Source organism: Cellulosimicrobium cellulans (assembly GCF_016921195.1).
GTDB classification, from domain to species: Bacteria; Actinomycetota; Actinomycetes; order Actinomycetales; family Cellulomonadaceae; genus Cellulosimicrobium; species Cellulosimicrobium cellulans_F.
On the sequence record NZ_JAFGYF010000001.1, the window covers coordinates 1 to 12,546 of the forward strand.

Genomic DNA, 12,546 nt, shown 5'->3' on the forward strand with positions numbered 1-12,546 from the left:
AGTTCCACTCCACCGCGGGAGGCCCTCTCGCGCTACCAACTCAGATCAGCGCGTCACACTCTCTCGACCAACGTGCCCGGTCAGTACAGCTAGTCGCGGTCGCCGCGGTGCTTGCGGCGCATGGCCTCGATCAGGAGCCAGGTGTCGTCGTCGAAGGCGGTCGCATCGCCGACGAGGACGAGGGTGGTGAGGTAGAGAGCCGCGTCGCGCAGGAACGCGTCGCCGTCGCGGCTGTCCGGCGGGGCGACCCGAGCCATGCCGTCGTCCACGACGGCCCGTTGCTCGGGCGTCATGGGACCGAGCGAGTCGATGTACGCGCTCAGGTCGAACGGCTCGCCCATCTGACGCCTCCCCCCAGAGGCCGCCATCGTAGCGATGGCGGGTCGCGCCCGCGTCATGGTCGTGCTCACCACGTTCCGTCCCGTGCCGACTGCTGGTCGCGCCCGCCGGCTCGGCGCTACCGGTAGGCGCGGCGCGTGCCGGTCCTCTGGCGTGCGCGCGCACCGAACTGTACGCAGTTGGACGATCGTCCAGAACCGCCCCGAGCGCGGGGCGGTGAGTCGTCGCAGGTCAAGAGAGGGGGCGGCCCACCAGGGTGATGCACACAACGACGCAACTTCACCCGTCGTTCATCAAGACCTTCGTCAACGTGGGACGGTCAGGCCTGGTCGAGCGCCTCGGTCGTCGTGGTGCCGGAGGTCCCGATGACGGTCAGGTTCCGCAGGGCCGCGGCAGCGTGCAGGACCTGGGCGACCTCGTGGTCGCGCGCGGCGTGGATGCCGCACCACACGAGCTGCCGGGCGAGGGCTTCCTGGGTCTCCCCGAGACGCGCGTCGCAGGCGCGACGCATGGCGCGGACCAGGGCGGCGGACGCGACGTCGAGCGGGGTCGCTGCGGCCGTCGCGCTGCTCAGCGCCGAGGCGCCCGTGGTGCGCACGTCCACGGCGTGACCGAGCAGCCGGCGCCGGCCGACGGCGGTCGCGGCGGTTCGGGGGCTGCGTCGGTGGGCCGGGGACCGCAGGAGCTGGACGTGGAAGGCGTGGAGCTCGTCGGTCGTGAGGTCCGGCGGCAGGACGGTGTCGACCCGGCGGGTCCGCCCGGCGAACGGATGCGTGAGGTCGCTGGCACGGAGCAGGGTCGCGTACCCGAACAGGGTGGGGAGGACGATGCGGTGGGCGTCGCGGTGCATGGGGACCTCACAGGCGGGGCGTGCGCGTCGACGGTGACGCGCGACGGGACGTCGTGCGGTGGGTTGCCGGGGAGTGCGCGGTAGCGATGACGGCGAGGACGGCGGCTCGGCGCCCGGTCTGCTTCAGGCGCCGGGCAGCCACCGGTGCGGGCTCTGGGTCGTGCCGAGGGGACGGGCGCGAGCCGGTGTCGGGTGACGCCGTCGAGCGGTGGCCCTCGGGCCTCACGTGGTGGTCCGTGGTGTCAGCGCTGAGGGCCGCCGGTCGCCCCGCCCCGTGGTCGGGGCGACCGGCGAGGCCTCAGCTGGCCGTGGTGCGGCGGTTGCGGGCCGCGACCAGCACGATCACGCCGAGCAGGAGCAGCAGTGCTGCGCCGCCGGCGACCCAGGCGAGGGTGGCGCCGGTGGTCGCGAGCGACCCACCCGGCTTGCCGGGCTTGCCCGGGGTCCCGGGGTCACCGGGCTTGTCCGGGGTGTCGCACGCCTCCGCACTGTCGGTCAGCCCGTTGTGGGCGATGCCGGCGGTGTTCGCGAACCCACCGTTGCCATCGCTACCCGGTGCGGGGCAGGTGAACGTGGACTCGTTCACCGCGCCCGCGTCGAGGCTGGCCTCGACCTGCACCTGGTAGGTGTGGGTCGTCCCGGCCGGGAGGGTGACGTCGCTGGCGACGACGTTCTCCGGTGCGCCGGCCTCGCCCTGCCCTGTCCACGTGCCCGACGCCGTCACGCCCTCGGGCGTCGCGGTCACCGTCGCGGTCTTGACCGTGATGCCCGCGCCGTAGCGCAGACGGTCGGTCAGGTCGTAGACCCCTGCCGTGGCGCCGTCGTTGCTGGCGGTGATGGTGTAGTTCACCGTCCAGGTCCCGTCGGCGTTCTTGGCGGGCTTGCCGTCCATGACCTTGGTGATGTCGATGGAGGGCACCGGGGCGCAGTCCGTGTCGGTCTGCGTCCCACCCGTCTCGTCCGTCAGCGTGGCCGCGTTGTTCAGACCCTGCTCCAGCGTGTTCGACCCCGCCGCAACGGTGCAGGCCGGCGAACCGGACCCGTCCTCGCCCACGTCGTCGGACGCGAAGTACAACGGCACGTCCGCGACCACCGTGACCCGGTAGACGTGCGGGGCGTACCCCTCGTCGTCCAGACCACCGATCGCGACGTCCGTCGCGATCCGCTGGTCGCCGTCACCGTCGAAGCCCTCGTTGACCGAGACTCCCTCGGGCCCGGTGACCGCCACGGAGTCGACGGTGATGACCGGGGCGAAGAGGAGCTCGTCGTCCAGGTCGTACGTGGTCGCCTCGGTGCCGACGTTGCCGACGGTCAGGTCATAGACGACCTCCCACTTGCCGTCCCCGACCGGGTTGGCCGAGACCAGCGCCTTGTCCAGGGTCGGCTTGCCGGGACGCACGCACTCGTCGTCGGAGTCCTGGATCCCGTTCCAGCCGATGCTGGCGACGTTGTTCAGGCCGCCCGGCACCGTGTCACCGTCACCGCTGGTGCAGGTGTCGACCGCGGGGTCGATCACCACATCCGAGAGATCGGCCGCGTAGCGGACCGTGACCGTGTAGGTGTGCACGACCGGGGCGGTGCCCGCGCCGTCGATCGGCTGACCCGTCACGACCCGGACGTCGCCGACACCGTTGAAGCCGGGGTTGATCCCCACCGACGCCGGAGCATCGGTGACGACGTCCTGGATCCCGACGATCGTGACCCCGTCGCCCGGGGCCAGGGTGTCGTCCAGGTCGTAGATCCCGGCGCCCGGGCCCCGGTTGGTCGCGGTGACCTCGTAGACCACGTCGTAGACCCCGTCCATGCCGGGCACCGGAGTGACCGCACCCGACAGAGACTTCGTGATCTCGATCAGCGGCAGCGGCGCGCACGCCTCGTCCTCGGACGTCTCGCCGTTGTGGTCGAGCTCGACCGTGTTCGCGAGCCCACCGTTGTCACCGGACCCCGGAGCGGGGCAGGTGAGGTCCGCGGGGGCCACGACGTCCACGTCGAGGGAGACCACGACCTGCACCTGATACGTGTGCGTGCCACCCGCCTCGAGCGAGACGCCACCGGCGATCAGGTTCTCCGCGTCCTTGATGTCACCGCCCTGGCCGGTCCACCCGGCCTCCGCGGTGACTCCTGCCGGGGTCGTGATGACGTCGGCGGACTCGACGTTGATCCCGGCCCCGTACCGGAGCTGGTCGCGCACGTCGTACTCGCCCGCGGCCTGGCCCGTGTTGGTCGCGACCAGGTCGTAGGTGATGGTCCACGTCCCGTCACCGTTCGGCGTCGGGCCATCGGAGATGGTCTTGTCGACGTCGATCAGCGGCAGGGACGCGCACACGTCGTCCTCGGCGATGATCCCGTTGTGGTCCAGGCTGACCGAGTTCGCCAGCCCACCCTTGTCACCCGAACCGGGGGGCGGGCACTGCAGGTTCACCGGATCGATCGTCGCCTCGTCCATCTCGACGACGACCTCGACCTGATAGGTGTGGCTCCCACCGGCGGCAAGGGTCACGTTCTCGGCGATCAGGTTCTCCGCCGAGTCCTTGTCCGGGCCCAGACCCGTCCACGACCCCTCCGCCGTCACACCGGACGGCGTCGTGATGACGTCGGCGGACACGATGTCGATCCCCGTGCCGTAGTCCAGGCGGTCGAACACGTCGTACTCACCCGCGTCACCGCCCACGTTCTCCGCCACGATGTCGTACGTGATCGTGTACGTGCCGTCACCGTTCGGGGTCGGGCCGTTGCTGATCGTCTTGTCGACCGTGATGAACGCGATCGTCACGCACGCGGTCGCCTCGTCGGTCAGGTCGTTGTGCTCGACCCCGGCCGCGTTCGACAGGCCACCGTTCTCACCCTCACCGAGCGCGGAGCACGGCGTGATCACCGGAACCCCGGTCACACCGTCCGCGATCCCGACGACCACCTCCACCTGGTACGTGTGCGACCCGCCCGCAGGCAGGACCACACCGGAAGCGATCACGTTCTCCGCCGCACCCTCAGCACCCAGACCGGTCCACGACCCGTTCGGCGTCACACCGGCCGGCGCAGTCACGACACTGCCGGAGACGACCTCCAGGTCACCCTCGGCCGTCATACGGTCCGTCACCTCGTAGGTGCCCTCGAACGCGCCGTCGTTCGTGGCGACGATGTCGTAGGTCACCGTCCACGTCCCGTCCCCGTTCGGGGTCGGGCCCGCGGACACCGTCTTGGTGATGTCGATCGACGGGATCGGCGCACACGCCTGGTCGTCCTCGACCTCACCACGACCATCCGTCAGCTGGGAGGTGTTGTTGAACCCCTGCTCAGCGTCCGAACCCTCCGCCGGGCACGCCGTCGGGTCAGGGTCCGACCCGGCACCGGGCACCTGCAACGGCACGTCCGCGATCACCGTGACCTCGTAGTGATGAGCGGCGTAGCCGGCGTCGTCGTTGCCCAGCAGGGGCACGTTCGCCGCGATCGCGGTGTTGCCCTGACCGTCCCACGCCGGCGTCGCCAACGTCACGCCCGCCGGTGCGGTGGTCACCGTCGCGGAGATGATGCTCGCCTCGGGGGTGAAGCGCAGCGTGTCGTCCAGGTCGTACGTGGTCGGGTGGGCCGAGGTGTTCGTCACGTCGATCCCGTACACGACCTCCCACTGACCGTTCCCGACCGGCGTCGCCGAGAGCAGCGTCTTGACGTGGGTGGGGTCACCGTCCACCTCGAAACCGGCAGGGTCACAGCTGGTGTCGACCGGGTCCTCGGTGTCCTCGGGCTGGGGAGCAGCCACGCACGCGGTGTTGACCACCGTGTCCGGGCCACCCTCCTCCAGGACGATGGAGTACTCCTCGACGTGCGCGTTCTCCTCACCCGGCAACAGCTCGTCGATCTCGAACGACCCCAGATCGGGCTGCTTGTCGTCCGTCACCACCAGGTCACGCAAGGTGCCCTGACCGGTGTTGACGACCACGATCCGGTAGTTGATCGTCTCCCCCGGCCGGAACGTCGGGTACTCCGCGACGTCGTTCGCGTCCACCCAGTTGCCCTCGGCGTCCTGCACGTACTTCTTCAGGGAGACCGAGTACATCGTGCCCATCGTCAACGGCTCCGAGGTGCGCATCACGAGCTCGGTGTGCTCGGCGATCGCCTGGGCGCGGTTGACGTACGTGTCCCCCGGCTGCGCACCGTCCGGCTCGATGTTCACCGTGAACGCAAACGTCGCGCCCGGGGCGAGCTCACCACCGATCACGCGGATCGCGGTCGGGTTCGCCACCGGCGTCGTGCTCCACCGCGCCGGATCCACCGTCCCCGGCGCCGGACCGTTGCTCGTGTCCGACGGGTCATCCGACAGCGTCGCCGGGTCCTCGGTCGTGTAGTACACCGTCGCCCCCGCCGGCACGTTCACCCCGGTCACGTCATACGTACCCGAGAACGCGGTGCCACGACCGTCGCCGTTGAACGGCAGGATGTCGATCGTGTCCGTGAACGCCTGCGGCAGCGGATCCTGCGACCGCAGGGTGATCGTCCAGGAGCCTTCCTCCCCGGACCCGTCACCATCCGGGTTCGCGATGAACCACTGATCCGTCGTCTTCGCGATGTCCGTCGTGCCGGACGTCGACACGGTGACCTGGGCCCTGGACGGTCCTGTCGTGATGCCTCCGTACTCCGCGGTGACCGTGTTCTGCAGCCTCTGGCCCGGGTCCACGGAGGCGTCCGGAACTGCCTGGTACGTCAGCGCGTGCTGCACGTTCGTGGTGACACCGTCCAGCTCCCAGGTCAGGACCTGCTGACCGGAGCTGTTGGTCGTTACCGTCGGAGCCGGCGTCGCCGAGCCCGCCACATAGGTCATCCCCACCGGCAGAGTGTCGACGATCCGGAAGTCATCGACCGTCGGAGGGACCACGCCGGCTCCGTTGGCCGAGTACGTCAGCGTGTAGGTCGCGGGAACACCCGGCCGTACGACGCCGCGGTCGACCGCCTTCTGCACGGCCGGTGTCGCGACGATCACCCGGAGGATGTCGCGGTAGCCGGAGGTGTAGGGGTAACGAGCATCCGGCGTGTCCTGGACCCCGGGCGGCGGTCCCCCCGTGGCCATGTTCGGGCTCCAGACGCCGTCTCGAGCGTGGTTGCCGAACTGCCACACGTCCTGGCCGGCGGGCACGTTGTCCTTGAGCCGGGTCTGCAGGAAGATGCCGTAGTTGGTGATGCCTTGGTCACGGTTCTGGGCGACCGGGAGCGTGATGCGCACGGCCTTGACCGTCGACTTGTCCGTGGGCTCGGTCGTCGTCCAGCCGCCGTCGGCGATTCCGCAGTTGAAGTTGGCGGGGTTGTAGCTCGCGCTGTTCGGGTCCACCGTGGCGTTGCTGCCGACGTACCACTCGGTCACCACACCGACCGTGTCGGTCCAGCCTGGCGGGGAGTAGCGTCCCTCGTACTCGACGTACTTGGTGTCGAGCACGTTGCAGGTGCTGAGCGTCGTGGCGGTCTCGTTCAGCGCGATCCCTCCGGCGGACTGCTGGTAGAGCGTCGTGCCTGGCGATACGCGGATGCTGTCGTCCCAGGACGAACCGCCGACGTTCATCCACCGCTCGGTGCGGTTGAACTGGGATGACCACCCGCCGACGAACGTGATGGTCTTAGTCGACGTGTTGTTCGACGCGTCGTCGGTCGCGCTCTGCCCGCTCGGCGCGGTGTACGTCGGGGCGCTCACGTTCAGTGTGGTTCCCGTGCTCGTGGTGGTGTTCACCCGGAAGGTGATCTGACCGCTCGCCACAACATCCTGATCCGCCGGAAGGGCGCGGTTTGACGAGTCCCGCGCTGGCACCTGGGTACGCGAGTAGTCGATCCCCGTCAGCGTCAGCCGGTAGGTGTTGGTCCCGGTCTTGACGAAGGTGCACCCACCGACGAACGGAGCCATCTGGTCGGCGGGGTGCGAGCCAGCCGACCATGGGTGGCCCTGCGCACCGGCACCGTCGAAGGCGGAACAACCTGTCGGTGCCACGTTCGTCACCGACCCGTTGTTCGCGGTGAACGTCAGGTCGTAGCTCACGGTCGCTGGCCCGGGGTCGGACCCCTTGTTGAGCGACAGGGTCCATTGGAAGGGCATGTCGACGTAGCCCGTACCCACGGTACGCACCTCGTTGGGCGTGCCCCAGCGGATGTCCATTCCGAATGGGTTGTTGATGGGGATCTCTGGCACGTCAGCGGTCTGGCCGTTGATCTCGCCCGTCATGGAGATCGTCTCGCCGGTCGGGCCGTCCACGATGACCGGGACCACGACGACGGCTGCGGTGCCCTCGTTCTGGGTACCGACGTTGCACGTGAGGGTCTTGCCGTCCGCGGAGATCTCCGACATCGGCGTCACACCGGTGGTCAGGCACAGGTCCGGAATCGAGGCGATGCGCCCGTTCGTCACGGTGGTGGTGAACGTGACGTTGTCCACCGGGTCGTTCGACGGCGCTGCCTGGTCGTCGTTGACGTTGATCCGCCACTCGGCGTTGATCACATCCCCGGACGCGACCTCCGTCGTCGGCGTGCCGTCCGCCCACCGGGCGGTGATCTGGTACTCCGTGGCCGCCACGGCGGGCAGCGCGGCCGAGGCCGCGATACCGGTACCGGCTGTCGCGAGCGCGACGGCACCGGCGACGGCGCGCTTCCACGTCCCTGTCCGGTGCCTCGGTCGGGCGTGGCGTGCTGTCTTCGTCCCGGCGCGAGACCCGCGCCGAGGGGCGCCGTCGGCGCCCGTCGTGCTCCATGGTCGTGGTCGCATGAACTCCCCATCGGTTCCGTGGCGCGCGCCCCTCGCGCGCTCGTCAACACCCCATGTGACCCAGGTGACAGCGGTCCGTGACGGAACCGTGAAGGAACCTCATCAACGAGATCATCAATTCTGGCGGATTTTCACCCGCTGACCGCCAGATCTCCCGATACGCAGCCGGGGCCGGGGGAACGTCGCAGGCCACCCGTCACCGCCGTCCGTGGAGCCTGGTTCGGTCCCGTCGGGCGTCCACGGGAGGCTCGGCATCTCGAGCCCGGACCGTCTCCGGGTCACACGGACGCGTCGGGCTCGATGCCCAGCAACCGAAGGGCGGTGCACGCGTGCTCCCTCGCCTCCGTCGGCGTGGGCGCCGGTACGAGGTCGAGGAGCCGACGGCGGTGCCGCTCGCCGAGCAGCAGCCCGAACAAGGCCTCTGCCCGGTCGGTGGGCGCGCCGGCCGCCGACCGGCCACCCCGCCGCTCGGCCGGCTCCGGCACGGCGTCGAGCCGTGACGCCAGGAGCTCGACGTACCCACCGGGCCCGCTGGCGTAGAACCTCGCGGCGAGCTCCGGGAACCGGGGTGCCTCGGCGATCATCAGGCGGTGCATGCCGACCGCCTCGTCGGAGTGCAGCACGAGCACGAGCCGCGTGGCCAGGTCCGTGAGCGACTGCTCCGCGTCGGCCACCTGACCGACCGCGGCCAGTCGGAACCGCTCGACGGCCGCGGCGAACACCTCGGTCTTGTCTCCGACATGGACGTAGATCGTCCTCTTGGTCACGCGCGCGGCCGCGGCGAGCTCGTCGATCGACGTCCGCCCGAATCCCTGGGCGACGAAGAGGCGCACCGCGGCGTCGAGGATCTGGTCCCGCCGTCGTTCCCGCTCCTCGCGCGTCGGGCGACCGCGCTTGCGGGCCATGGTCTCCTCCGCGTCCTGCATCGCCACTCTCCTCCCGCTGCTGGGCTCGACGTCGGCGACGCCATCCTATAATGAGACGATGTCGTATCATTAGAACGCCGCCGTCCGAGGACGCGGTGCACCGAGGTTCCAGAGCCGAGCTCCGCAGGAGGAGTCGACACATGCCACACCAGAGCAGCGCGAGGAAGCGGCGCGGAGGAGCCCGTCCGCACGACGCCTCCGCCGCGGAGACGTGCGATCGCGACCAGCTGACGCACTACTACCGGCAGATGGTGCTCATCCGTCGCTTCGAGGAGCGCGCCGCCCGGGCGTACACCCAGGCCGAGATCGGGGGGTACTGCCACCTCAATCTCGGCGAGGAGGCGACCGTCGTCGGGCTGATGGCCGCCATCAGACCCACCGACTACCTCTTCACCAACTACCGCGAGCACGGGTACGCGATCGCGCGGGGCATCGACCCCGGCAGGGTGATGGCCGAGCTCTACGGTCGCCGCGACGGGGTCTCGAAGGGGTGGGGCGGCTCGATGCACCTCTTCGACATGGACGCCCGGCTGCTCGGTGGATACGGGATCGTCGGCGGCCAGGTACCCCTGGCCACGGGCGCAGCGCTCGCGATCGACTACCGCGGGGGCGACGAGGTCGTCGTGTGCCTCATGGGTGACGGGACGACGAACATCGGCGCGTTCCACGAGTCGCTCAACCTCGCGGCGCTGTGGAGCCTGCCGATCGTGTTCGTCGTCGTGAACAACGGGCTCGGGATGGGGACGACGGTGGAGAAGGCGTCGGCCGAGCCCGAGCTCTACAAGCGTGCCGCGTCCTACCGGATGGCGTCGGCGCGCGTCGACGGCAACGACCCGGTCGCGGTGCGCTCGGCGATGCTCGCCGCGGTCGCGAGCGCCCGCGGCGGCCGCCCGTTCCTCCTGGAGACGGTCAGCTCTCGCCTGAAGGGCCACTCGGTGGTCGACCCGGCGCGGTACCGCACCAAGGAGGAGGCCGAGGCGTTGCGGTCGAGCGATCCGGTCGCCGCCTTCGCCGTCCGCCTGCACGAGCAGTCCGTGCTGACGGACGAGGCGATCGCGCAGGTCGACGCCGACGCCGTGGCGGCGGTCGCGCAGGCGGTCGCCTTCGCCGAGGCGAGCCCCCACCCGTCGGTGGGCACGCTCTTCGACCACACCTACGCCACGCCCGTACCCAACGACTCGCAGCGGCTCCCCGGCCAGCCGCTGTTCGAACCCGCACCCCTCCCGGCGATCGGAGCGCCCGCATGACCGTCATGACGTACCGCCAGGCGTTGCACGACACCTTGCGGGCGGAGATGCTGCGCGACGAGGACGTGCTGCTCGTCGGCGAGGAGATCGGCGTCTTCGAGGGCTCCTACAAGATCACAGCGGGGATGCTCGCGGAGTTCGGCGAGAAGCGCGTGCGCGACACGCCCATCGCCGAGGAGGGGTTCACCGGTGCGGCGATCGGCGCGGCCATGCTCGGCCTCCGCCCGGTCGTCGAGATCATGACGATCAACTTCTCGCTGCTGGCGCTCGACCAGATCGTCAACCACGCCGCCAAGATCTACGGGATGTTCGGAGGCCAGGCCCGCGTGCCGCTCGTCATCCGCACGCCCGGCGGCGGCGGTCAGCAGCTGGGCGCCACGCACTCGCAGAACATCGAGCTGTACTACGCCTTCGTCCCCGGCATGAAGGTCGTCGCGCCCTCCACCCCGGCGGACGCCAAGGCGCTGCTGCTCGCCGCGATCCGGGACGACGACCCGGTGCTGTTCCTCGAGAACCTCGCCCTCTACAACACCAAGGGCGAGGTGCCGGACGGCGACACCCCTGCCGAGATCGGCCGCGCGGCGGTCACCCGCGAGGGTTCCGACATCACGGTCGTCGCCTACTCGCGCATGGCAGCCGTCGCCCTGGAGGTAGCCGACCGGCTCGCCGCGAGCGACGGCCTGGACGTCGAGGTGGTCGACCTGCGGAGCCTGCGACCCCTCGACCGCGAGACGGTGGTCGCGTCGGTGCGCAAGACGCACTGCGCGGTGGTGGTCGAGGACGACTGGCTGACGTACGGGATCGGCGCCGAGATCGCGGCCACGATCTCCGACGGCGCCTTCGACTGGCTCGACGCCCCCGTCCGCCGCGTCGCCATGGCCGAGGTCCCGCTCCCCTACTCCAAGCCGCTCGAGACCGCCGCGCTCCCCTCCGCGGACGACGTCGTGACGGCCGTCCGTCAGACGTTGGCCGCCGTGGGCCGACGCGCTCAGTAAGGACCATCCATGATCGAGATCCTCATGCCGCGTCTCTCCGACACCATGGAGGAAGGCGCCATCTCCGCCTGGCACAAGAAGCCCGGCGACCCGGTCGAGGTCGGCGACCTCCTCGTCGAGATCGAGACCGACAAGGCCACGATGGAGTACGAGGCGTACGACGCCGGCGTGCTCCAGGACATCGTCGTCCCCGAGGGCGACGTGGCCCAGATCGGGGCGGTGATCGCCCGGCTCGCCGACGGTACCGAGGACCCGGCCCCCGACTCCGGGCGCACCGTGGTGCCGCACCCCACCCCGCCCCCGGAGACCGGAGGAACGGCACCCACCCGCCGCGAGCGGCTGTTCGCGACGCCGCTGGTCCGTCGGCTCGCCCGCGAGAACGGCATCGACCTCGACGGTGTCGTCGGCAGCGGACCCGGTGGCCGGGTCGTCCGCGCCGACATCGAGGCGCTGATCGCGCGTCCGGCTCGCGAGACCGACGGCGGAGCGGACGCCGGGCCGCAGCCCGGCACGGTGCCCGCGCCCGCGCCCGCGCCCGCGTCCGCGGCGGAGGATCGGGCTTCAGCCACCACGCCGGGCCCTGATCGGGCGGGGACGACCGCCGTCCCGTTCGACTCCGTCCGACAGGTCATCAGCCGGAGACTCACGGAGAGCAGCGCGTCGGTGCCGCACTTCTCCGTCACCGTCGTCGCCGACGTCGAGGAGCTGCTCACCCTGCGGGCCGACGTCAACGCGCGGCTCGCGGACGCCGGGCGACCGACGGTCAGCGTCAACGACCTCGTCGTCCGGGCGACCGCTGTCGCGCTCCGCGAGCACCCGGGGATCAACGCCTCGTACTCACCGGAGGGCCGCGGGCAGACGCTCCTGCACGAGCGCGTCGACATCGGCGTCGCGATGGCGTCCGACGCCGGTCTCGTGGTCCCGGTCGTCGCCGGCGCTGACCGGAAGACGGCCTCCCAGATCGCCGTCGAGTCCAAGGAGCTCGCCGCCCGGGCGCGAGAACGACGTCTCACCCCGGCGGACATGGCCGGCGCGACGTTCACGATCAGCAACCTCGGCATGCACGGAGTCGAGCAGTTCACCGCGATCATCAACCCGCCCGAGGGCGCGATCCTCGCGGTCGGCGCGGCACTCCCCGAGCCGGTGGCGGTCGACGGCGCCGTCCAGGTGCGCCGCCGCGTCCGCTGCACGCTCTCCGCCGACCACCGCATCATCGACGGCGCGTCGGCCGCGCAGTTCCTCGCGACGCTCCGCGGCCTGCTGGAGCGTCCGCTCCTGGTCCTCGCCTGATCGCCGTCGGATAGGGTGACGCGCATGTCCGGTGCCTCCGCCGCGGCCGCTGCCGCGGCCGCTGTGACGAGGACGCCCCGCTAGCGGCGGGGCGTTCGTCGACACCTTCTGACGCCCTTCCGCTTCGTGGTCGTACCGGAGCGGCGCCTCGTGCTGCCCCGGT

The 12,546-nt window shown here is 70.6% G+C and carries 7 protein-coding genes; 3 read left to right on the top strand and 4 right to left on the bottom strand.

Features of this window, described 5'->3' with window-relative positions; all coding sequences use genetic code 11:
• Window positions 1–89: 89 nt before the first annotated feature.
• From JN535_RS00005 to JN535_RS00020, 4 genes are all read right to left on the bottom strand, one after another.
• Window positions 90–341: a hypothetical protein gene (locus tag JN535_RS00005; protein WP_205200883.1), complete on the bottom strand. Its 252-nt coding sequence runs from the start codon at window positions 339–341 to the stop codon at window positions 90–92.
• Between the two features lie 317 nt (window positions 342–658).
• A complete protein-coding gene (locus tag JN535_RS00010) occupies window positions 659–1,189 on the bottom strand; it encodes a hypothetical protein (RefSeq protein WP_205200885.1) in 531 nt (176 codons plus the stop codon).
• Window positions 1,190–1,487: 298 nt separating this feature from the next.
• On the bottom strand, window positions 1,488–7,736 hold the full coding sequence (locus JN535_RS21345) for a DUF11 domain-containing protein (protein ID WP_205200887.1): 6,249 nt from the start codon (window positions 7,734–7,736) through the stop codon (window positions 1,488–1,490).
• Window positions 7,737–8,203: 467 nt separating this feature from the next.
• A complete protein-coding gene (locus JN535_RS00020) occupies window positions 8,204–8,851 on the bottom strand; it encodes a TetR/AcrR family transcriptional regulator (protein WP_240200404.1) in 648 nt (215 codons plus the stop codon).
• A 140-nt stretch (window positions 8,852–8,991) separates the two neighbouring features.
• Between JN535_RS00020 and pdhA the strand changes: the two genes are divergently transcribed.
• From pdhA to JN535_RS00035, 3 genes are read left to right on the top strand one after another with little or no spacing between them, the layout of a single operon-like run.
• The gene (gene pdhA, locus JN535_RS00025) at window positions 8,992–10,098 is read left to right on the top strand and encodes a pyruvate dehydrogenase (acetyl-transferring) E1 component subunit alpha (protein ID WP_205200889.1); all 1,107 of its coding nucleotides are present in this window, start codon (window positions 8,992–8,994) and stop codon (window positions 10,096–10,098) included.
• Window positions 10,095–11,093: an alpha-ketoacid dehydrogenase subunit beta gene (locus tag JN535_RS00030; RefSeq protein ID WP_205200890.1), complete on the top strand. Its 999-nt coding sequence runs from the start codon at window positions 10,095–10,097 to the stop codon at window positions 11,091–11,093. Before pdhA ends, JN535_RS00030 begins: the two co-directional genes overlap by 4 nt.
• A gap of 9 nt (window positions 11,094–11,102) precedes the next feature.
• A complete protein-coding gene (locus tag JN535_RS00035; protein ID WP_205200893.1) occupies window positions 11,103–12,383 on the top strand; it encodes a dihydrolipoamide acetyltransferase family protein in 1,281 nt (426 codons plus the stop codon).
• Window positions 12,384–12,546 lie beyond the last annotated feature (163 nt).

What these genes read in the sequence shown, in the direction of transcription:
- JN535_RS00030 (WP_205200890.1), top strand. Translation starts at nt 10,095, where the DNA reads ATGACCGTCATGACGTACCGCCAGGCGTTGCACGACACCTTGCGGGCG.
- JN535_RS00010 (WP_205200885.1), bottom strand. Translation starts at nt 1,189, where the DNA reads ATGCACCGCGACGCCCACCGCATCGTCCTCCCCACCCTGTTCGGGTAC.
- JN535_RS00020 (WP_240200404.1), bottom strand. Translation starts at nt 8,851, where the DNA reads ATGCAGGACGCGGAGGAGACCATGGCCCGCAAGCGCGGTCGCCCGACG.
- JN535_RS00005 (WP_205200883.1), bottom strand. Translation starts at nt 341, where the DNA reads ATGGGCGAGCCGTTCGACCTGAGCGCGTACATCGACTCGCTCGGTCCC.
- pdhA (WP_205200889.1), top strand. Translation starts at nt 8,992, where the DNA reads ATGCCACACCAGAGCAGCGCGAGGAAGCGGCGCGGAGGAGCCCGTCCG.
- JN535_RS00035 (WP_205200893.1), top strand. Translation starts at nt 11,103, where the DNA reads ATGATCGAGATCCTCATGCCGCGTCTCTCCGACACCATGGAGGAAGGC.